The 19,977-nt window shown below is 72.7% G+C and carries 18 protein-coding genes, 1 pseudogene and 1 riboswitch; of the genes and pseudogenes, 9 read left to right on the plus strand and 10 right to left on the minus strand.

Annotated elements, in window-relative coordinates; genetic code table 11:
- Positions 1 to 69: 69 nt before the first annotated feature.
- The 7 genes from JL106_RS05240 to JL106_RS05270 form a co-directional block, all read right to left on the minus strand.
- The gene (locus tag JL106_RS05240; protein WP_205259645.1) at positions 70 to 477 is read right to left on the minus strand and encodes a DUF3151 domain-containing protein; all 408 of its coding nucleotides are present in this window, start codon (positions 475 to 477) and stop codon (positions 70 to 72) included.
- A gap of 33 nt (positions 478 to 510) precedes the next feature.
- Positions 511 to 798 carry a WXG100 family type VII secretion target gene (locus JL106_RS05245; protein ID WP_205259646.1) on the minus strand — a complete coding sequence of 96 codons (288 nt, stop codon included), beginning with the start codon at positions 796 to 798 and terminating at the stop codon, positions 511 to 513.
- Positions 798 to 1,097, minus strand: coding sequence for a WXG100 family type VII secretion target (locus JL106_RS05250; protein WP_205259647.1), 300 nt, complete (start codon positions 1,095 to 1,097; stop codon positions 798 to 800). The genes JL106_RS05245 and JL106_RS05250 overlap by 1 nt, the downstream gene beginning before the upstream one ends.
- A 145-nt stretch (positions 1,098 to 1,242) precedes the next feature.
- Positions 1,243 to 1,722, minus strand: coding sequence for a DUF6194 family protein (locus JL106_RS05255; protein ID WP_205259648.1), 480 nt, complete (start codon positions 1,720 to 1,722; stop codon positions 1,243 to 1,245).
- A gap of 47 nt (positions 1,723 to 1,769) precedes the next feature.
- The gene (locus tag JL106_RS05260) at positions 1,770 to 2,204 is read right to left on the minus strand and encodes a PPOX class F420-dependent oxidoreductase (protein ID WP_205259649.1); all 435 of its coding nucleotides are present in this window, start codon (positions 2,202 to 2,204) and stop codon (positions 1,770 to 1,772) included.
- 26 nt (positions 2,205 to 2,230) lie between these two features.
- Complete coding sequence (locus JL106_RS05265) at positions 2,231 to 4,846, minus strand: bifunctional FO biosynthesis protein CofGH (protein ID WP_407940102.1); 2,616 nt, start codon at positions 4,844 to 4,846, stop codon at positions 2,231 to 2,233.
- 326 nt (positions 4,847 to 5,172) lie between these two features.
- Positions 5,173 to 5,871 (minus strand): GntR family transcriptional regulator, encoded by a 699-nt coding sequence (locus JL106_RS05270; protein ID WP_205259650.1) that lies wholly within the window; start codon positions 5,869 to 5,871, stop codon positions 5,173 to 5,175.
- A 373-nt stretch (positions 5,872 to 6,244) separates the two neighbouring features.
- Here JL106_RS05270 and JL106_RS05275 point away from each other — a divergent pair, with 373 nt between their 5' ends.
- The 6 genes from JL106_RS05275 to JL106_RS05300 are packed head-to-tail and all read left to right on the plus strand — an operon-like array spanning position 6,245 to position 13,296.
- Entirely contained in the window at positions 6,245 to 7,471 is a 1,227-nt protein-coding gene (locus JL106_RS05275; protein WP_205259651.1) for an ABC transporter substrate-binding protein, read from the plus strand.
- 13 nt (positions 7,472 to 7,484) lie between these two features.
- The gene (locus JL106_RS05280) at positions 7,485 to 8,366 is read left to right on the plus strand and encodes a branched-chain amino acid ABC transporter permease (RefSeq protein ID WP_205259652.1); all 882 of its coding nucleotides are present in this window, start codon (positions 7,485 to 7,487) and stop codon (positions 8,364 to 8,366) included.
- Positions 8,363 to 9,388, plus strand: coding sequence for a branched-chain amino acid ABC transporter permease (locus JL106_RS05285; RefSeq protein ID WP_205259653.1), 1,026 nt, complete (start codon positions 8,363 to 8,365; stop codon positions 9,386 to 9,388). The genes JL106_RS05280 and JL106_RS05285 overlap by 4 nt, the downstream gene beginning before the upstream one ends.
- Positions 9,385 to 11,058 (plus strand): ATP-binding cassette domain-containing protein, encoded by a 1,674-nt coding sequence (locus JL106_RS05290; protein ID WP_205259654.1) that lies wholly within the window; start codon positions 9,385 to 9,387, stop codon positions 11,056 to 11,058. The genes JL106_RS05285 and JL106_RS05290 overlap by 4 nt, the downstream gene beginning before the upstream one ends.
- Complete coding sequence (locus tag JL106_RS05295) at positions 11,055 to 12,422, plus strand: LLM class flavin-dependent oxidoreductase (RefSeq protein ID WP_205259655.1); 1,368 nt, start codon at positions 11,055 to 11,057, stop codon at positions 12,420 to 12,422. The genes JL106_RS05290 and JL106_RS05295 overlap by 4 nt, the downstream gene beginning before the upstream one ends.
- Positions 12,415 to 13,296 (plus strand): sulfurtransferase, encoded by an 882-nt coding sequence (locus tag JL106_RS05300; protein ID WP_205259656.1) that lies wholly within the window; start codon positions 12,415 to 12,417, stop codon positions 13,294 to 13,296. The genes JL106_RS05295 and JL106_RS05300 overlap by 8 nt, the downstream gene beginning before the upstream one ends.
- Positions 13,297 to 13,492: 196 nt before the next feature.
- Here JL106_RS05300 and JL106_RS22415 read toward each other — a convergent pair.
- The 3 genes and pseudogenes from JL106_RS22415 to JL106_RS05315 all read right to left on the minus strand — a co-directional run.
- Positions 13,493 to 13,834: pseudogene (locus JL106_RS22415) on the minus strand (AAA family ATPase); the annotation flags it as partial.
- A gap of 39 nt (positions 13,835 to 13,873) precedes the next feature.
- Positions 13,874 to 15,247 (minus strand): NtaA/DmoA family FMN-dependent monooxygenase, encoded by a 1,374-nt coding sequence (locus JL106_RS05310; protein WP_205259657.1) that lies wholly within the window; start codon positions 15,245 to 15,247, stop codon positions 13,874 to 13,876.
- Positions 15,244 to 16,371, minus strand: coding sequence for an LLM class flavin-dependent oxidoreductase (locus JL106_RS05315; RefSeq protein ID WP_205259658.1), 1,128 nt, complete (start codon positions 16,369 to 16,371; stop codon positions 15,244 to 15,246). Before JL106_RS05315 ends, JL106_RS05310 begins: the two co-directional genes overlap by 4 nt.
- A gap of 267 nt (positions 16,372 to 16,638) precedes the next feature.
- A riboswitch (SAM riboswitch) is annotated at positions 16,639 to 16,750 on the minus strand.
- Positions 16,751 to 16,960: 210 nt separating this feature from the next.
- On the opposite strand from JL106_RS05315, the gene JL106_RS22420 reads away from it, so the two are divergent.
- The 3 genes from JL106_RS22420 (at position 16,961) to JL106_RS05325 (ending at position 19,960) form a co-directional block, all read left to right on the plus strand.
- On the plus strand, positions 16,961 to 17,062 hold the full coding sequence (locus tag JL106_RS22420; RefSeq protein WP_407940099.1) for a putative leader peptide: 102 nt from the start codon (positions 16,961 to 16,963) through the stop codon (positions 17,060 to 17,062).
- Positions 17,063 to 17,322: 260 nt separating this feature from the next.
- Positions 17,323 to 18,960, plus strand: a complete 1,638-nt coding sequence (locus JL106_RS05320; protein ID WP_205259659.1) for an ABC transporter substrate-binding protein — start codon at positions 17,323 to 17,325, stop codon at positions 18,958 to 18,960.
- Between the two features lie 28 nt (positions 18,961 to 18,988).
- Entirely contained in the window at positions 18,989 to 19,960 is a 972-nt protein-coding gene (locus tag JL106_RS05325) for an ABC transporter permease (RefSeq protein ID WP_205259660.1), read from the plus strand.
- The last annotated feature ends 17 nt before the right edge of the window (positions 19,961 to 19,977 follow it).

The following is a 19,977-nucleotide window of genomic DNA, read 5'->3' on the forward strand; positions in this document are numbered from 1 at the left end:
TCGCCGGCCCGACACGCACCGGCCACCCTGCGTTCAACGGGGTGGCCGGATGGCGGGAGCACTCGGCGGTCAGGGCAGCCGGTCGGCGGGGATGTCCGGGTCGGCGTCCAGCAGGAAGGCGCGGATGCGCTCGACCTCGTCGGTCTCCTCGAACAGGGCGGCAGCCTGACCCAGCGCCGACAGCGCGCGCAGGAACCCACGGTTCGGTTCGTGCGACCACGGCACCGGCCCGGCGCCCTTCCACCCGTTGCGCCGGAGCTGGTCGAGCGCCCGGTGGTACCCGGTCCGGGCGAAGGCGTAGCCGGCGACGTCGTCGCCGCGGTCCAGCGCCGCCTCGGCCAGCACGGCCCAGGCCAGGCTGGAGGTGGGCAGGTCCCGCACCACCGACTCGGCCGACTCACCGCCGTCCAACCGGGCCGCGGCCGGGTCGACGGGGAGGTGGATCGGCGGCGGGCCCAGCAGGTTGGCGTGCGTCATGCCGGTCATCCTGCCGCAGGCCCGCCGCCGCCCTCACCCCAGGAACTGCGCCGCCATGGCCGCGTCCACCTGCCGGTACTGCTCACTGGCCCCGGCCACCGCGTCGGCCAGCGCCCGCAGGGTCAGCTGCCGGTCGGCGGCCGAGGCATCCCAGCGGGCCTTGAGTCCGCGGTAGGCGACCAGGGTCTCCGCCTGCATGTCCGCGGTCGCGGCCACGGTGGCGTCCAGTTCGCCGAGCAGCTGCTCGATCCGGCCCCAGGTGGCCACCAGCCCGTCGTGCCCCGCGGCCATGGCCGCGTAGTTGACCTCGATGACCGCCATCACGCCACCGCCGGCATGGCCCCGGCCAGGGCCGACTCGGCCGCGTCGAACTGCTGCGCGGTGCTGGTCAGCGAGGAGCCGTGGGTGAGCAGAGCGTCCTTGAGCGTCGCCGCCGCCGCCAGGTGACCCTCCATGGCCGCGGCGAACCGCGGCGCCGCCTCGCTCGACTGCCAGCCGGCGCGCAGGTCGGCGAGCAGGCCGTGCATGGTGCCGATCTCACCGGCCAGCCGACCGCCGATGTCGGTGGCGGCGCCGCCGGTGGCCGCGATCCGTTCCGTGGTGATCGAGAAGCCTTGCATGTCGACGTCCTTCCGACGAGCGATCCATCCGGCCGGGCCGGGCGGGGCCGGTGCTCCGGCCGGGGACCATGCTCGGTCGTCGAAACGCCGCGCCGGTCGTCGCGCCGGTCGCCGTGTGGACAACCCGGCCATGGGGACAACCCGGTCACGTCCCCGGATCGGGCTCCGGCTCCCGGCGCTCAGCCCGGGCGCGCGCTCGCTCGTGCGCGTCCCGCAGCAGGGCCAGCACGGTGGCCGAGGTCCGCTCCCCCGGGTTGACCACCGACACCCAGCCCAAGGCTCCGTACACCGGGTGGGGCAGCATCACATCCGCGACGGCGAAGTCCCAGCGGTCCGAGATGTGGCGGGTGTCCTCGCCGGTCAGCTCGGCGAACCGGGCCCGGCCCACGTGGACGTTCACCCGCCAGCGGTCGGGCGGGTCCAGGTCGGACCGGTCGTCGTCCGGGTAGTCCTTGGTCACCACGGTGGCGTACGGCTGCACCCGCTCGGGCACCGCGCCGTCGGCGGACCAGTACAGGAAGTGGTCGCCCCAGGCGATCTCCGGGGCGCCACTGGCCTCGTCGGGCGCCAGGTCGAGCACACCGTCGAACCCGTGGACCGTCTCGAGCAGGTGTTCCAGCTCCATGAGTCCAGTCTGGACGATCACCCGCGCCGCCGAGTCAGCGGCTGATGTCAGCGGCTGATGTCAGCGCCGTAGATCCGCTCGATCTGCAGGCGCATCAGCACCCGCCGGTCGGCCACCATCACCCGGCGGTACTCGTCCCAGTCCGGGTGCTCGCCGGCCGCGGCCCGGTAGTAGTCGACCAGGGCCTGCACCTCCGCGCTGTCCGCGTCGACGCCTGGGCCGGTGAGCGTGACCGCGCCCTCGACGGTCGCCCACGACCAGCCGTCGCTGCTGGTCACCTCGAGCGCCGCCCGCGGGTCGCGCCGCAAATTGGCCGTCTTGGCCCGGCCCTCGGTCATCGAGACGAACACCGCGCCGGCGTCCCGGTCGTACCAGGGGGTCACCGGCGACAGCTGCGGCAGGCCGTTGGCCTTGATCGTGGCCAGTACGCCGAGCTTGGCCGAGGCCAGCAGCTCGTGCGGGTCGAATGCGGTGTCCGCCATGGAGGTCCTCCGGGTCGGGGTGGTCGTCAGACCGGGCTGAGGGCCAGGTTGAGCCGGCCGTTCACCCGGGCCAGCCGCTGTCGTTCCGGATCGATCGTGCCGTACAGGGTGGTGCGCTGCCGGATCGGCCGCCCGATGCCCGCGGCGATCTCCTCCAGCTCGGCCACCGTCTTGGCCGAGCCGTGCTGCGAGCCGGCCATCCGCGAGATGGTCTCCTCCATGAGGGTGCCGCCCAGGTCGTTCACGCCGCCCTGCAGCACGGCCCGGCAGCCGTCGACACCCAGCTTCACCCAGGAGGTCTGGATGTTGTGGATCTTGCCGTGCAGCAGGATCCGGGCCATCGCGTGCACCGCCCGGTTGTCCCGCGTCGACGGGCCCGCCTGGGCGACCCCGGCCAGGTAGATGGGCGCCGACTGGTGCACGAACGGCAGCGCGACGAACTCGGTGAAGCCGCCGGTCTCGTCCTGCAGCCGGCCCAGCAGCCGCAGGTGCCCGACCCAGTGCGCCGGGGTGTCCACGTGGCCGTACATCATCGTGGACGACGACGGCAGCCCCACCCGGTGCGCGGTGGTCACGACCTCGATCCATTGCGCGGTCGGCAGTTTGCCCTTGGTCAGGATCCACCGGACGTCGTCGTCGAGGATCTCGGCGGCCGTCCCCGGGATGCTGTTGAGCCCGTTGGCCTTCGCCTCGGTGAGGAACTCCTCGATGGACAGCCCGGTGCGCGCGGAGCCGTTGATGATCTCCATCGGGGAGAACGCGTGGATGTGCAGATCCGACTGCCGGCGCCGGATCTCGGCCGCGATGTCGAAGTAGGCGGTGCCGGGCAGGTCGGGGTGGATACCGCCCTGGAGGCAGACCTCGGACGCGCCGGCCTCCCACGCCTCGTCGGCCCGGCGGCCCACCTCCTCCAACGACAGGGTGAATGCGTCGGCGTCGGTCTTGCGCTGCGCGAACGCGCAGAACCGGCAGCCGGTGTAGCAGACATTGGTGAAGTTGATGTTCCGATTCACCACGTAGGTGACGTCGTCACCGTTGATCTGCCGGCGCAGGTCGTCGGCCAGCCGGGTCAGCGCGTCCAGCGCCGGGCCGTCGCAGGTCATCAGGGTGAGCGCCTGGGCGTCACTGATGCCCGACGGGTCCGCCTCGGCCGCGCGGAGCGCCGCGGCCACCTCGGCGTCGAGCCGCTCCGGCACTGGACGACCAGCGTGGTCGTCCCGCGCCTCCCGGGCCCGCCGCTCGGTGACCTGCTCGCGCAGCACGTCCCAGTCGCCGTACGCGGCGTCGAAGTCGCTGCGGGTCTCGGTCCGCCGGCCCTCGTCGTCGATGGCCGTGTGCAGGTCCACCCGGCCGGCCGAACCCCACTCGGGATCAGGCTCCTGCCACGGCATCCCGACCGGGATCCGATCCTCGACGGCCAGGCCGGTGTCCGGGTCGGCCAACGCCCGGACGTGCGGCACGACCCGCGGATCGAGCCAGGGCGAGGAGTTCCGCACGTACTCGGGGTGCGCGGTGAGCCGCTCGCGCAGCTGGTAGCCGGCCTGGGCGGTGAGCTCGGCGAGCCGGTCGATCTGCGGCCACGGCCGCTCCGGGTTCACGTGGTCGGGCGTCAGCGGGGAGACGCCACCCCAGTCGTCCACGCCGGCGGCGATCAGCCGCAGCAGTTCCTCGGGCTCGGACAGGTTCGGCGGCGCCTGGATGCGCATGGCCGGCCCGAGCACCAGTCGGGCCACGGCGACCGCGGCCAGGTACTCGCCGGCGTCCGCGTCGGCCACCGACCGCATGGCGGTGTCCGGCTTGGCCCGGAAGTTCTGGACGATCACTTCCTGGATCGACCGGTACTGCCGGGCGATCCGCCGGAGCTCGAACAGCGACTCGGCGCGGTCGGCGACCGTCTCGCCGATGCCGACCAGGATCCCGGTGGTGAACGGAACGGTGGAGCGGCCGGCGTCCTCGAGCACCCGCAGCCGCACGGCCGGGTCCTTGTCCGGCGAGCCGTAGTGGGCGTTGCCCTTGACCGTGAACAGCTCGGTCGAGGTCGTCTCCAGCATCATCCCCATGGACGGGGCGACCGGCTTGAGCCGCTGCAGCTCCTGCCAGGACATCACGCCCGGGTTCAGGTGCGGCAGCAGCCCGGTCTCCTCCAGCACCCGGACGGCCATGGCCCGGACGTAGTCGATGGTGCTGTCGTACCCGGCCGCCTCGAGCCACTCGCGAGCCTGAGGCCACCGGTCCTCGGGTCGGTCGCCGAGCGTGAACAGCGCCTCCTTGCAGCCCAGAGCCGCGCCCTGGCGGGCGATCTCGAGCACCTCGTCGGGCGAGAGGTACGGCTGCTGGCCCGCTGCGGCCAGCTTGCCCGGCACGGTCACGAAGGTGCAGTAGTGGCACCGGTCCCGGCACAGCCGGGTCAGCGGGATGAAGACCTTCTTGGAGTAGGTGATGACGCCCGGGCGGCCGGCGTCCGTCAGCCCGGCGTCCCGCACGCTCCCGGCGATCCGGCACAGCTCGGCCAGGTCGTCCCCGGCGGCCTGGAGCAGCACCACCGCCTCGGTGTGGTCCAGGGTGGCGCCGTCCCGGGCCCGGCGCAGCGCGCGGCGCATGGCCGAGGCCGTGGGCACCGGGACCTGGGCGGCCGTGCGCACGGCCGGGGTGGGGAGATCGGACGGGTCGGGAGTCGGGCTGGAACCGGACGGGTGCAGATCAGACACGAGGGAACACTCCTGCTGCCGACGACGACACGGGGGTCCACCCTGCGCCGGGCGACGTGGTGTTCACCCGTGTGCACTTCGCACACCGTGCGCTGCTCGTTCGGTGCGAGCCGGCCGGCGCCGTGGATCCGTTGGGCGCGTGCCAGGTGCGTTGTCGGCGATCACAGCCCCGTCGAACACTGTAGGCACCGTCGAGACGGCCGATCCTCCGGGTCGGTGTGGCGGGCGTCACCTTCAGCCGGCTGGGGATCCCGCTCCGGTCAGCGGCGAGCGCGGGCGAAGTCGGCCAGCCGGATGTCCCGCGTCCGGGTCAGGTGGTCGGTGAGCGCGCGACCCGCCCGGTCGGCGTCCCGCTCCTCGATGGCCACGACGATCTCGCGGTGCCCGGCGCTGCTGGCCTCGAGTTCCTCACGGGCCAGGATCGGCGCGTCCTCGACCAGGGTCAGCTGGGCACAGAGCCGGACCAGGGTGTCGGCGATCGTCCGGTTGTGCCCGGCCTCCCAGAGCACCTCGTGCCACTGGCGGTGGAGCGCGTTGCACTCGACGGCGTCCTCGGCGGCCTCGGACTCGGCCTGCAGGTGCTGCAGCCGGGCCAGTTCCAGGTCGGTCCGACGCAACGCGGCTGCGGCGGCGGTGACGCCCTCCAGGGCGATCCGCGCCTCGTAGATCTCCAGCACGTCCTCGGCGGTCCCGGTGCGGATCCGGTACCCGCGGGTGGCCCGTTCCACCAGACCGTCGTGCTCGAGCCGGACCAGGGCGGCCCGGACGGGGGTCCGGGAGACGCCGTACCGGCTGCCGACCGTGGTCTCCAGCAACAGCTCCCCGTGGACGACCTTGCGGTCGAGGATGTCCTGCCGCAGTTGCAGGTACAGCCGGCCGTCGACGTCGGCGGGGACGTCGTGGTCGCGCGTGGGATCGGAGCGCGTGGGATCGGAGCGCGTGGGATCGGAGACGGTCACCGGCACGCTCCGCTCGAGGACTGCATGGCTGCAGTGTTCCAGGTCTCCCGGCAATGGTGCGAGCGTGGATCCGCATGGATCCACACGCATCCGAACGAGTCCGACGTCACGATCATGTTCACTTCTGGATCCGTGCGGGTTAGGGTCTGCCGCTGTGCCGACGCCTCCGCTGACCCGACCTGCCGGTCCCGCCGGGACGCTGCAGCGGTGTCGGCTGAGCCACCTGCTGCACGCGCCGGGAACCTCCTGTCGCCGGCCTGCCGCCGCCGGCTGACCACCGCAGCTCCGACCCATCCCCGAACTCCCCGCGCCCGCACCGCGACGCCGATCCGGCCCGGTGCGGTTCCGCCGGACCGTCACGAACGGAGTCCCCGTGCGCTGCCCCACCCACGTCCTGCGACTGGCCTCGATCGCCGCCCTCGGCCTGGCCCTCGCGGCCTGCTCCACCGGCACCGGCAGCACCGGCGCCGAGACCTCCAGCTCCTCCAGCGCCGCGTCGTCGGCGAGCAGCAGCGGTGACGCCGCCCCCACGGGCGCCGCCGGCGAGCCGATCGTCATCGGCATCGAGCTGCCGCTGTCCGGTGCCTCGGCCGCCCCCGCCGAGCAGATGCGCAAGGGCTTCGAGCTCACCGCGGCCGAGATCAACGACGCCGGTGGCGTCGACGGACGCCCGATCGAGCTCGACATCCAGGACGACGCCGGCGATCCCACCACCGGCGTGGCCCTGGTCGACCGGTTCGTGCAGGACGGCGCCGTGGCCATCGCGGGCACCTACAACTCGCCGGTGGTGCTGGCCCAGTCCGAGGTGATCGGCACGGCCGAGATCCCGGTGCTGGCCTTCGCCATCAGCTCGCAGATCACCCGGCAGCAGAACCCGTGGGTGTTCCAGACCGGCCCCACCGACCAGGGCCAGATCGCCGGCATCATCGAGCGGTTCAAGGCCGAGGGCCTGACCAAGCCGGCGCTGCTGACCGACACCTCGGCCTTCGGGTCCACGGCCAAGCCGGTGCTCGAGCAGGCGCTGAACGATGCCGGGCTGGCGCCGGTGCTGTCGGACACCTTCGCCGTCGACGCCGCCGACCTGTCCGCGGCGCTGCTCAAGGCCAAGGACTCCGGCGCGGACAGCGTGCTGGCCTGGACGGTCGGCCAGCCCTACGCCACTCTGGCCCTCGGCGCGCAGCAGGTCGGGCTCGGCCTGCCCATCATCGGGACCGCGTCCGCGGTCGACCCGGCGGTGGCCCGGCTGGCCGGCGACGCGGCCGACGAGCTGTACTTCCAGGACGCCATCGACCGGAGCAAGCCGCAGGTGCAGGAGCTCTCGGAGCGCTGGGCCGCCGAGTTCGACGGCGGCCAGGTGCCCAGCGATGCGCTGTCCGCCCACGACATCCTCACCGTGATCACCGAGAGCCTGGCCGAGAGCGGCCCGGATCGTGCCGCGCTGCGGGACGCGATGGAGATCTTCTCAAGCGACGAGATGCTGTCCGGCCGGATCGGCAGCTCCTGGACGTACTCGGCCGACAACCACGTCGGTCTCGGTGGCGGCAACCTGGTCTGGAAGAAGTACGAGAACGGCGCGGTCGTCACCGTCGACGGGCAGTGACGGGCGTCCGACCATGGGACAGCTGACCTACTTCCTGGCCATCGGCCTGGGCATCGGCGCGGTGTACGCCCTGGCGGCGCTGGGCATCGTCACCCTCTACACCGGCTCCGGTCTGGCCAACTTCGCGCAGGGTGACCTGCTCGTGCTGGCCGGTCTGGTCGCGGTGACGGTGGCCGGCGCCGGGTACGGCTGGTTCCTGGGGCTGCTGGCCGGGTTGCTGGCCACGGCCGTGGCGGGTCTCGTGCTGGGGCTGCTGTTCGTCCGGCCGATGCGGGACCGGCGACTGGACGTGGACGTGGTGGTGATCGGCACCCTCGGGGTGGCGATCACGCTCACCCAGCTGTCCGGGGTGTGGTTCGGCCGGCAGCCGCAACGGCTGTCCAGCCCGCTGGCCGGGGTGAGCATCCCGGTCGGCGACCTGCGGGTGCCCGCGCACTACCTGCTGCTGGTGGTCGTGGCCGTCCTGGTGTTCCTGGCGCTGCGCTGGTTCGGCCGGCGCACGGACGTGGGCCTGCAGCTCCGCGCGGTGGCCGGCGGCATCCAGGCCGCCCGGGACGCCGGGGTCCGCGTCGGCCGGATGCTCGTGATCGCCTGGGTCATCACCGGGGTGGTCGGCGGTATCGCGGGCGTGCTGGTCGCGTCCGTGGTGCCGTTGGCCCCGGAGTCCGGACTCCCGCTGGGCGTCAACGGCTTCGCCGCCGCGATCATCGGCGGCCTGGCCAGCCCGGGCGGTGCCGTGGTGGGCGGGCTGGTCGTCGGGCTGTCCGAGTCGCTGGCCGGCGGATACCTGAACGACGCGGTGCGGCAGTCGATCGCGCCGCTGGTGCTGCTGATCGTGCTGGTCGTGCGGCCCGGTGGGCTGCTGGGCCGGACCGCGACGGCGAGAGTCGCATGACCGCCCCGACCCCGGTGCCGACGACCGCCGCCACTGCCGCGGCGCCGCGCGGTGCGACCGACGGCGTCCCGGCCCGGCACTGGCGGTGGACGCAGCCGGCGGTGATCCTGCTGGTCGGCGCGCTGGTGCTGCTGGTGCTGCGGCCCGGGCCGTTCGACCTTCGGGTGTTCACCCTCGTCGCCGCCTACGCCGTGGCGGCCGTCGGGTTCAACGTGCTGGTCGGCTTCTCCGGGGTGGTCTCGGTCGGCAACGCCCTCTTCCTGGCCGCGGGCGGGTACGCCTGGGCCCGGTTGGCCGTGCCGCAGGGACCGGTGGTGGCGCTGCTCAGCGGGATCGCCGTGGCCGTGGTGCTGGCCGTGCTGGCCGGGATGCTGCTGCTCCGGCTGCGGGCCTACTACTTCGCGGTCGGCACCCTCGCGCTCGGCACCCTGGGCACCATCGTGGCCCGCAACTGGACCGGTTTGACCAACGGCGATGCCGGCATCACCGGCGTCGGGTTCCTGCAGGTGTTCGGGTTGACCGGCGTGACGTCGATCTTCGCCGCCGCCATCGTCATCCTGGCCCTCGTCTGCCTGCTGCAGGAGACGCTGCGCACCTCGCCGATCGGCCTGTCCATGCTGGTCGGCCGGTACGACCCGCCCATGGCCGGTGCCCTCGGCGTGCGCGTCCCCGCCATGCGCATCGTCGCGTTCGCCTTCAGTGCGGTGACCGCAGCGCTCGGCGGCGCGCTCATCGTGCAACTGGCCGGCGGCGCGTTCCCGGACCAGTTCACCACCACCGCCTCGATCAATCTGCTGATCATCCCGATCATCGGCGGCCGAGGGTGGCGTTGGGCGCCGCTGGTCGGCGCGCTCATCGTCATCGCGCTGCCCGAGTACCTGCGCTTCCTGGACGACTACCGCCTGGTCGTCTACGGCGCCCTGGTCACCGCCGTCGCGCTGTTCTTGCCCGGTGGAGCGCAGCAGGCGTTCCGGCAGAGCTGGTCGTGGCTGCGTTCCCGCGCCCGGCAGGTGCGCCGGTGAGCGCGCCGACGACCGGACCGACCGGCGGCCCGACGGCGATCACGGCCACGAGCGTGCTCACCGGCACGGGCCTGCACGTGTCGTTCGGGGCGCTCCGGGCCGTCGACGGTGTCGACATCGAGGTGCGCTCGGGCGAGTGCGTCGGCCTGATCGGCGCCAACGGTGCCGGCAAGACCACGCTGCTGAACCTGCTCAGCGGGGCGGTTTCCGCCGACGGCGGCCAGGTCACCGTCACCCGCGGCGAGCACGTGCACCGGCTGAGCCGCGCCGGGGCGCCGCAGCGGGCCCGGGCCGGCGTGGCCCGGATGTTCCAGACCGCGCGCCTGGTGCCCGATCTCAGCGTGGTGGAGAACGTGGAGCTGGGACTGCCGCGCCGCGGCACCGATCTGCTCGAGGCCATCGGGCTGCCGGGCGCGGCCCGGGCGGCCCGGCGCCGCCGCGCCGCCGCTCTGGACGCGCTGGCGCGGGTGGACCTGGTCCACCGGCCCGGGACCCGTGCCGGCAGCCTCAGTGTCGGGCAGCAGCGGCTGGTCGAGCTGGCCCGGGTGCTGGTCTCCGGCGCCGGGATCCTGCTGCTGGACGAGCCGTTCGCCGGACTGTCCGGCACGGCCCGACGGACGGTGGCCGACCTGATCGGGTCGCTGCGCCGCGACGGGGTCGGCATCCTGCTGGTCGAGCACGACCTCACCCGGGTCCGTGAGCTGGCCGACCGGCTGGTGGTGCTCGACGCCGGATCGGTGCTGGCCGAAGGACCGGTGACCGAGACGCTGGACGACCCGGCCGTGGTCGCCCGGTACATCGGCGACCTGGAACTCGAGATCGACCTGGTCCCCGACGATCCGCACGCGTTGGACGAGCAGTTCGCGGCCGGCCCCGCGCCCCGTCCGGAACCGGTGGGGCCGCCGGTACTGACCGTACGGGACCTGCGGGTGTTCCACGGCTCGGTGCCGGTGGTGCACGAGACCTCGTTCACGCTGACCCCGGGCGACGGCATCGGGCTGGTCGGACCCAACGGCGCGGGCAAGTCGACCGCATTGCGCGGCATCGCCGGCCTGCTCCGCAGCACCGGCGAGATCACCGTCTCGGGCACTGATCTGGCCGGTCGAGCCACCCCGGACCGGTACGCCGCCGGTCTGGCCTTCGTGCCCCAGGTGCACGGTGGGCCGGCCGGGCTCACCGTCGGCGACCAACTGCGGCTGGCCTGGTTGTCCGGCGGCCGGCGGGTCGGCTACCGCGAGACCCTCGAGCAGGTCGACGAGGTCTTCCCGGAGCTGCTCGGCCGGCGCCGCGACCAGGCCGCCTCGCTGTCCGGCGGGCAGCGGCAGATGCTGGCCATCGGCCGGGCGCTGATGGCGTCGCCGACGGTGGTCCTGCTCGACGAGCCGACCGCGGGCCTGGCGCCCGCCCTGGTGCCGACGGTGGCCGACACACTGACCCGGATGCGGGACCGCGGCGTGGCCATCGTGGTGGTCGAGCACAACCTGGGTCTGGTCCGGGCGGCCTGCTCGCACGTGGTCGGCCTGCGGGCCGGCCGGCAGGTGTGGTCCGGGCCGATCGCCGACTTCGACACCGCCACCGCCCACGACATCTTCCTGGGCACCGGGACCGACCAACCCGGCCACGATCCAGCCCGGCCCGCTCCGTCCGAGGAGGAACGCTCACCGCGATGACCCGACGAATCATGCTGAACGGCTTCAAGTCCGGGACGATCGGCCACACCGCCATCGGCCTGTGGACCCACCCCGACAACCGGGTGCGGGAGTACCGCCGGCTGGACTACTGGACCGACATCGCCCGCACCCTCGAGCGCGGCAAGTTCGACGCCCTGTTCATCGCGGACACCCAGGGCATCATCGACGTCTACCAGGGCTCGACCGACGTCACCCTCCGCGAGGCGATCGGCATCCCGATCATCGACCCGATGCTGCTGGTCTCCGCGATGGCCGGTGCCACCGAGCATCTCGGCTTCGCCATCACCGCGTCGACCACGTACGAGAAGCCGTTCGACCTGGCCCGCAAGTTCGCCACCCTGGACCTGGTCACCGGCGGCCGGGTCGGCTGGAACGTCGTCACCTCGTCTTCGCGCAGCGAGGCGGAGAACTTCAGCGCGGTGATGGTCCCGCACGACGAGCGCTACCGGATCGCCGACGAGTTCATGGACGTCGCCTACCAGTTGTGGGAGGGCAGCTGGGAGGACGACGCGGTCGTCCACGACCGCGCGTCCCGGGTGTTCATCGACCCGAGCAAGGTGCACCGGATCGAGCACCACGGCACCTACTTCGACGTCCCCGGCGAGTTCATCGTCGAGCCGACGCCGCAACGGACACCGACGCTGTACCAGGCCGGCAGCTCCCGGGCCGGCGTCGAGTTCGCGGCGAAACACGCCGAGGGCGTGTTCGTCTCGTTCCCCCGGATGGACATGGTGGCCGCGACCGTGGCCCGGCTGCGGGACGCGGCCGAGGTGGCCGGCCGGCCCCGGGACGCCCTCAAGGTGTTCCCGCTGTCCACCGTCGTGACCGGGGCGACCGACGAGGAGGCGCAGGCCAAGTACGACCGGTGGCACCGCCAGTACGCCAGCCCCGAGGGCAACCTGGCCCGGTTCAGCGCGCTGGTGCACGTCGACATGGCCTCGCTGGATCCGGACATGCCGCTGGAGTACGTGGAGAACGACGGGATCCAGGGGTCGCTGTCCGTCTTCACCAGGGCCGACCCGACCCGGCGGTGGACGCCGCGGGAGATCGGCGACTTCCTGAGCGTGTCCAGCATGGGCGCGCTGTTCGTCGGCTCCCCGACCACCATCGCCGACCAGTTCGAGCAGTGGGTCGACGAGGCCGGGGTGGACGGGTTCAACATCTCCGACACCGTCTCCGGGGTCTCCTTCCCGGAGTTCGTCGACCTGGTCGTGCCGGAACTGCAACGGCGCGGTCTGGTCTGGAACAACTACGAAGGGGCGACGTTCCGCGAGCACCTGTACGGCGTCGGCCACGCCCGCACCATGCCCGACCACCCAGCGACGAGGTACCGCCATGCCTGAACACCCGATCATCAGCGTGCCCGACCTGGGCGACCGGCTGACCACCGCCCGCGAGACCCTGGTCGTGCTGGACGCCACCACGCATCTGGACCCGCCCACCGACACCGAACGCTGGCCGGCGCGGTCCGGTCGCGACACCTGGCTCGCCGAGCACGTCCCCGGCTCCCGGCACCTCGACCTGCTCACCGCGGTGTCGGATCCGGCTGTGGCGTACCACTTCTCGGTCGCCCCGGACGAGCGCCTCGAGCGGACGCTCCGCGCCCTCGGCGTCGTCGATGGCGTCGAGGTCGTCGTGTACGACAGCACCGACGGGTTCTGGGCGGCCCGGGCCTGGTGGATGCTGCGGGACCTCGGACTCCCCGTGCGGGTGCTGGACGGCGGACTGGCCGCGTGGCGGTCCGCCGGCCGACCCGTCGAGGCCGGTGACCGGCCGCCGGCGACGCCGGACGGCCCGCTCACCCTGCGCCCCGGGCGCACCACCTGGGCGGACCTGGACGACGTCACCGCGATCGTCGAGGGCCGCGCCGACGGGCAGTTGGTGTGCGCCCTGGGGGCCGAGCAGTTCCGCGGGGTCGGGACCACCCGGTACCCGCGCGCCGGTCACATCCCGGGCAGCCGGAACCTGCCCGCCGGCAGCCTGCGGGACGCCGCCGATGGACGACTGCTGGATCCGGACGCGGTGCGGTCGCTGGCCGAGCCGGTGCTCGGCGCCCCCGGATCGCAGCCGACGGTCCTGTACTGCGGCGCCGGCATCTCCGCGGCCGGGCTGGCCCTGGGCCTGGTCGCGGCCGGGTACGACGACCTGCGGGTCTACGACGGGTCGCTGGAGGAGTGGACCGCCGACGGGTCCCGACCGATGGCGGTCGGCGACTGACGCGAGGCCGGAGCTCAGCCCCGGCCGCGGCCAGGTGCGCCAGCGCAACCCGCAGGTTCTCGGCCCGCGGGGCCATCGAGTCGAGCACCAGCCGTGCCTCCCGCCATTGCACCAGGTCAGCGCGGCGATCCTGTACGGACTCCCACGACGGCTCCGGGAAGCCGTCGATGGCCCGGACCCGGGTCGCCAGGCGACGCCGATGCTCCTGCTCGTCGGAACACCGGACCTCGATGAACCGCAGCACCACACCGGCCCGGGCCGCCAGGCGACGCCACTGCTCCCTCGCCGGCTCGACGGCGTTCACCGCATCGACGACGACCGGACGCCCCAGCGCGAGCTGCTCGGCCGCGACGGCCTCGACAACCGCATACGCGGCCAGACCGGTCGGCTGGTCCCGGGCGATCCCGGCGCGCCAGGGCGCCGCCTCGACGGGATCCACTGACAGAACTGCGCAGCGCAACGCGGTGCCCAGGTCCTCGGCCAGCGCACTCTTCCCGGCGCCCGGGAGCCCGGCCAGCACCGCCAGTAGACCATCCATCGACAGACTGTCAGCCGCGCCGGGGTCGGCGGGCGCACGTCACCGGGCCACCACCGCCGCCGCCGGCTCGCCCGCGTCCCGTCGGGTGACCGGCGGCCGCAAGCCGAGGTGCTCGCGCAGCGTGGTCCCGGTGTACTCGGTGCGGTACGCACCGCGGGACTGCAGCTCCGGCACCACCTTGTCGACGATGTCGTCGAGGCCGCTCGGCACGATCCACGGGCTGATGTTGCAGCCGTCGGTCGCGCCGCTGCGGACGAACTCGATGAGCCGTTCGGCCACGGCGGCCGGGGTGCCGACGAAACCGCGGGAGCGGTCCTCGGCGATGACCAGCTGCCGGATGGACAGGTGCTCGGCCTCGGCCCGGGCGCGCCACTGCCGGGCGATGTCGCCCGCCGCCTGCCGGCGCCGTGGCGATCCTCGGGTCTCGCCGATGGTGTCGATCACCGGGTCGTGGGCCGGGAGCGGCCCGTCCGGGTCGTACGTCGACAGGTCCTCGCCCCAGACCTGGCCCAGCAGCGACAGCGCCGTGGCCGGGGTGACCTGCTGCTCCTTGACCCAGCGGGCCTTCTCCTCAGCCTCTTTCGGGGTGTCGCCAATCACGAAGCCGGTGCCGGGCAAAATCTTCAGGTCGTCGGCCGGGCGGCCGGCCGCGATCGTCCGGGTGCGGATGTCCTGGGCGAAGGCGAGCGCGTCGTCCAGGTCGCTGCCGTGCGCGGAGAAGATGACCTCGGCGTACCGGGCGGCGAAGTCGCGACCGGCTGGAGAGTCGCCGGCCTGGAACAGCACCGGATGCTGCTGCGGGCTGCGAGGTGTCGTCGGCACCACGGAGACGTCCAGCGTCGACCCGCTCACCCGCACGGCCTCCGGACGATCCGCGGGGCCCTGCGGCCCGCCGTCCCAGACGGCTTGTGCGGTCTGCACGAACTCGGCCGCACGCTCGTACCGCTGCTCGTGGTCGAGCCAGCCGCCACGCCGGAAATTGGCGCCCGTCCAGGCGTTGTCGGTGGTGACGATGTTCCACGCGGCGCGGCCGCCGGACAGCGCGTCCAATGACGCCAGCCGCCGAGCCAGGTCGGCGGGATCGTTGTAGGTGACGTTCTGGGTGGCGACCAAGCCGATCCGGCTGGTCACCGCGGCCAGCGCCGCGAGCTGGGTGATGGCGTCCGGTCGGCCGACCACGTCGAGATCGTGGATCCGGCCGTGCGACTCGCGCAGCCGCAGCCCCTCGCCCAGGAAGAACGCGTCGAACAGCCCACGCTCGGCGGTCTGGATGACCTGCCGGAAGGTCTCGAAGTCGAGCTGGGACCCGCTGGCCGGGTCGGACCAGATGGTGTGGTGATTGACGCCCTGGAAGAAGACGCCGAAGTGGACCTGGGCGTCGGGACGGGGAAAGTCGTACTGACGGTCGGTCATCGGGTGCTCCCAGAGGCGGCGAAGAGGTTGGCGGGTCGGCCCAAGCCGAGGGTGTCTCGGAGGGTCGCGCCCGGCCGCGGGATCGGCACGGCCCGGTCGACGCGCAGGGCGGGCAGCACGTCACGGACCACGATCGGCAGATCGGTCCACAGCACCGACGGCAGGATGCGGACGCCCGTGACCACACCCCGCAGGCCGCGCAGCAACTCGACCAGATCGCCGGCCGAGCCGACGAACCCCGCGCCGGCACCGTCCGACGCCAGGCCGTCCAGGTCGGCCCGTCGCTGTGCGGCGGTGGCGGCCGGGGTGTCCAGCGTGACCGGCAGATCAAGGACCGTCGCCGCCCCGGTGACGTCCGGCGCAGCGGTGGGCCGATCGGCGTTGAAGCCCACCAGCACGACGTCGGCGGCACCGGCCGGCACGGTGCCCTCCCGGGCGAACACCACCGCGTGCCCCTGCGGACTGCGAGGCACGATGGACGGGCCCTTCACCGAGAACGGTGCCCGCACGCCGTCCGGGACGGTACGCAGGGCGGGACCGGCGGTGGCGCCGGTTCCGCCGGAGACGAAGTCCACGGCGTGCAGCCGGTCGCGGTCGATGTACCGGCCGGTGGCCGTGTCCCGGATGACCGCGTCGTCCTCCCAGGAGTCCCACAGCGCGCGGACCACCTCGATCACGTCGGCTGTCTCGGCCAGCAGGTCGGCGCCCTCGGCCACCGGCCGGTCCAGCGCGCGCCGGGCACCCGGCACCGGCCCCGCGCCGACGAGCCACCCGGCGCGGCCTGCGGTGGCGTGGTCCAGCCCGCCGAGCTGGCTTGCCAGGTGGAAGGGCTCGACCGTGGCCGGGTGCACCAACGGCACCAGCCCGAGCCGGGACGTGGTCGGGGCGACGAAGGCCGCGCGGACCACCGCGTCGAGCCGCGTCGCCGGTCCGGTCGCCGGGGGCGTCAGGGAGTCGTCGATCGTGACGAACGTGGCGCCCCCGTTCTCCGCGGCGGCGACGGCGCGACGGATCCCGGCGCCGCCCAGGGCGTCCCGGGCCGCGTCCGGATCGATCCGCCAGGCGGCGGGATGCGCTCCCGCACCGTCGACCTCGATGCCGACGTGCAACTGGTCGGTGGGCATGGTGGTGCTCGCTTCTCGCGTAGGGGTCGGGAGAGATCGGGAAGGTCGGGCCCGCGCCGACGCTCGAAACGGCGCATCCGGGGATCCGGTGGTCGGCCCGGGGGACCGCCCGGGACACCGGCCAGGGCCGGTCAGGACGGAGGGGTCAGCGACAGAGCGCGCTGGACATCAGCGACAGGTCGACGTACCGACGACCCACCAGTGCGAGGCGGTACCGGCTCGGGCTCACCATCAACTCCCGGGACACGTGGACCGGGGCCGGTCCATCGATCACGCTTGCGGACGGCTCCCGCCCGCCGGGTCGTCACCTGGAGCACCCCAGCCGTGATCGGAGGGTTGCTGCCCAGCAAGCCAGGGCTTGACGCTGGAACTCGTGACCGCGAGCAGGCTAGCAGCCGCGCTCGGCCGGGCCGACGACGGGTCCACTGTGTATACACACGGATCCGTAATTCTTGACAGCCGCTCGGCGCGTTCCCTAGGGTCCAGCGGAGATCCGTTGTCGTGCGTCCCGGACAGACGATCTGCCGAGACCCGTACGGACACAGCGTGAGCGCCCGCCCGGTGCCGCGAGAGGGAGCATCCGACCGTCATGTTCGAACGCGCGACGCAGCGGGACCTGACCCGCACGCGTCTGGCGGCGCGCCGCCACGTCGACTTGCAGCGGGTCTCCTCCGCACTCTGTTGCCGCTGACCGCCGTCCCCGGACTGCCGGCGCCGACGCGCCATGCAGCACAGCCCCCCTGCGTTGATCCAGCCCTGATCCCCGATACCGACCCGGCCTGACGCCGCGGTCGGTGCGATGCCCTGTGCCGGATCGGTTCCGGGCCGTGCCCGACGAACGCCGCTGCGCCGTCAGAAACGGCCCGCTGCTCGGTCTCTGCCGTCCGTCCCGCCCCCGATCGATGCGGTCCTGTCGATCTCGTCCCGTCGATCCGTCATGAAAGGCCCTCGGTGCGCCGTACACGAGCCCTGTTCACCCTGGTCACCGCCGCCGCGCTGGCCCTGGCCGCCGGCTGCGGCGGCAGCACGTCACCGTCCGACAGTCTTCCCGCGGCAGCCGCTTCCGGCACGGCAGCCGAGACCGCCGGGGACCCGCAGACCGGCGGTTCGATCACCGTCGGCGTCCAGCCGCCGTGCGGGCTCGACAAGGCTCAGACCTCCGGCTGCAACTTCATCGCCAACGCCGTGGTGGACAACCTCACCGAGCAGGTGCCCGCCACGGGCGAGATCGTGCCCTGGCTGGCGACGTCGTGGGAGATCTCCGAAGACCAGCAGTCGTACACGTTCCACCTGCAGGACGGCGTCACCTTCAGCAACGGCGAGGTGCTCGACGCCACCGCCGTGAAGACGTTCTTCGACGACGTCATCGAGCTCGGCAAGCAGGGCAAGGCCTTCCAGTCGTCCGCGTACCTGCTGGGCTACCAGGGCAGCGAGGTCGTCGACCCGCTGACCATCACGGTCTCCTTCGACCGACCCAAGGCCGGTCTGCTGCAGGCCCTCTCGGAGAAGCCGCTCGGCATCGTCGCCCCCGAGACGATCCGGACGAAGACACCGGACGAGCGTCTGGCCGAGGGCGTCATCGGCAGTGGACCGTTCGTCATCGAGGAGGTCGTGCCCAACCAGCGGGTCGTGCTGACCAAGCGGGCCGACTACGAGTGGTCGTCGCCGAAGAACGCCCATGTCGGCCCGGCGTACCTCGACCGGGTCACCTTCCAGTTCCTACCCGAGAACTCCGTGCGGACCGGCAGTCTCACCAGCGGGGAGATCCAGGTCGAATCGGCCGTGCCCGCCACTGACGTCGACCTGCTCAAGGGCCAGGGCTTCGAGATCGCGGCCCGCGCCTCCGCCGGCATCCCGTACTACTACGCGGTGAACCTGCGGGACCCGATCCTGAGCCAGGAGCCGGTCCGCCAGGCGCTGCAGGTCGCCCTGGACCGGCCCGAGATCGTGGACACCGTCTTCACCGAGTACCAGGCCCCCGCCACCGGCATCCTGTCCAGGACGCACCCGAACTACGTGGACCTCTCGGACGAGCTGGCTTACGCCCCCGACCGCGCCGCCCAGCTCCTCGACGAGGCAGGGTGGACGGAGGGCGCCGACGGGATCCGGCAACGGGACGGCCGGCCGCTGACCATCACCGTGCAAAGCTCCAGTTCCGGCGACCAGCCGCTGCACGAGCTGGTGCAGCAGCAGCTCCGGCGCATCGGCATCGACCTGCAGATCCAGCAGCTCACCCAGGCCCAGATCAGCGAGAATCGCGCGGCCGGGAACTGGCAGTTGCTGTACAGCAATCTCACCCGGCCCGACGGGGACGTGCTGGTGTCCTACTTCGATCCCGATTTCAGCACCTACCTCACCGAGTCCTACGACCCCGAGCTCGAACAGCTGCTGAGCGAGCAGACCAGCGAGCTGGACGTCGCCCAGCGGCAGGAGCTGCTGGCCCAGATCCAGCAGATCGTCATCGAGCGGGGCTACGGCATCCCGGTCAACGAGTCGAGCCAGACGCTGGCGTTCGCCCCCGAGGTGCACGGCGTGGACTTCGAGGCTCCGTGGTGGCCGACGTTCGTCGACACCTGGATCGAGCAGTGAGCCGCGGCGGCGCGTCCCGGGTGCGGGGATGAAGCGGTACGTCGCCCGCCGGATCCTGTCCGCGGTCGTGGTCATCTGGGCGGCGTTCACCATCAGCTTCCTGCTGCTGTACCTGCTGCCGGCGGACCCGATCGCCATCAAGCTCGACGCGGTGGAAGGCGGAGGCCGCGGCGGGTCGGGCTCGGTCAGCATGCCGCCGGAGCAGGTCGCCGAGATCATGGCCCGCTACGGCTATGACCGGCCGCTGATCGTTCAGTACTTCCTGGCCCTCGGACGGATGCTCGGCGGCGACCTGGGCACCTCGATCACCACCGGGATCGAGGTGCGCGACTCGCTGGTCGCCGCGCTGCCGCAGACGCTCCAGCTGGCCTCGGTGGCGTTGCTGATCGGCGTGCTCGTCGGCGTGCTGGTCGGGGTGCTGTCCAACCTGGTGGCGTTCCGGTGGCTGCGGCAGCTGCTGCAGTCGCTGCCGCCGCTGGCCGCGGCCATCCCGACGTTCTGGTTCGGACTGGTCCTGCTTCAGGTGTTCTCCTTCCGGCTGGGCTGGTTCCCGCCGTGGGGTAATAGCGGCTTCGCCTCGGTGGTGCTGCCGGCCCTGACGCTGTCGCTGCCCACGGCGGCCGTCATGGCCCAGGTGCTGTCCAAGAGCCTGCGCGAGGTGCTCGCCAGTCCGTACATCGAGACGGCCCGGGCCAAGGGCGCATCCCGGCTGCGGGTGCACCTGCGGCACGCGTTCCGCAACGCGATGCTGCCGTCCCTGACGGTGGTGGGCTTGACCGTGGGCAATCTGCTCGCCGGCTCAGTGGTGGTCGAGACCGTCTACGCGCGGGATGGTCTCGGCCGGCTCACGGAGACCGCGGTCGACGGGCAGGACACGCCGGTGGTGCTCGCCGTCGTGGTCATCTCGGCCGTGGTCTTCGCCCTCGTCAACCTGCTGGTCGACCTGCTCTACCCGGTGGTCGACCCGCGCATCCGCCGGGCGACGACCGCCGTCGCCTGATCGCCACGGCGGTGCGG

It is taken from the genome of Nakamurella leprariae, from assembly GCF_016918035.1.
Classification (GTDB): domain Bacteria; phylum Actinomycetota; class Actinomycetes; order Mycobacteriales; family Nakamurellaceae; genus Nakamurella; species Nakamurella leprariae.

Excerpts from the sequence above, each read along its gene's own strand:
- JL106_RS05280 (WP_205259652.1), top strand. The coding sequence starts at position 7,485 with ATGGGACAGCTGACCTACTTCCTGGCCATCGGCCTGGGCATCGGCGCG.
- JL106_RS05315 (WP_205259658.1), bottom strand. The coding sequence starts at position 16,371 with ATGCCCACCGACCAGTTGCACGTCGGCATCGAGGTCGACGGTGCGGGA.
- JL106_RS05240 (WP_205259645.1), bottom strand. The coding sequence starts at position 477 with ATGACGCACGCCAACCTGCTGGGCCCGCCGCCGATCCACCTCCCCGTC.
- JL106_RS05310 (WP_205259657.1), bottom strand. The coding sequence starts at position 15,247 with ATGACCGACCGTCAGTACGACTTTCCCCGTCCCGACGCCCAGGTCCAC.
- JL106_RS05300 (WP_205259656.1), top strand. The coding sequence starts at position 12,415 with ATGCCTGAACACCCGATCATCAGCGTGCCCGACCTGGGCGACCGGCTG.
- JL106_RS22420 (WP_407940099.1), top strand. The coding sequence starts at position 16,961 with ATGTTCGAACGCGCGACGCAGCGGGACCTGACCCGCACGCGTCTGGCG.
- JL106_RS05255 (WP_205259648.1), bottom strand. The coding sequence starts at position 1,722 with ATGGAGCTGGAACACCTGCTCGAGACGGTCCACGGGTTCGACGGTGTG.
- JL106_RS05245 (WP_205259646.1), bottom strand. The coding sequence starts at position 798 with ATGGCGGTCATCGAGGTCAACTACGCGGCCATGGCCGCGGGGCACGAC.
- JL106_RS05250 (WP_205259647.1), bottom strand. The coding sequence starts at position 1,097 with ATGCAAGGCTTCTCGATCACCACGGAACGGATCGCGGCCACCGGCGGC.
- JL106_RS05295 (WP_205259655.1), top strand. The coding sequence starts at position 11,055 with ATGACCCGACGAATCATGCTGAACGGCTTCAAGTCCGGGACGATCGGC.
- JL106_RS05325 (WP_205259660.1), top strand. The coding sequence starts at position 18,989 with ATGAAGCGGTACGTCGCCCGCCGGATCCTGTCCGCGGTCGTGGTCATC.
- JL106_RS05285 (WP_205259653.1), top strand. The coding sequence starts at position 8,363 with ATGACCGCCCCGACCCCGGTGCCGACGACCGCCGCCACTGCCGCGGCG.
- JL106_RS05260 (WP_205259649.1), bottom strand. The coding sequence starts at position 2,204 with ATGGCGGACACCGCATTCGACCCGCACGAGCTGCTGGCCTCGGCCAAG.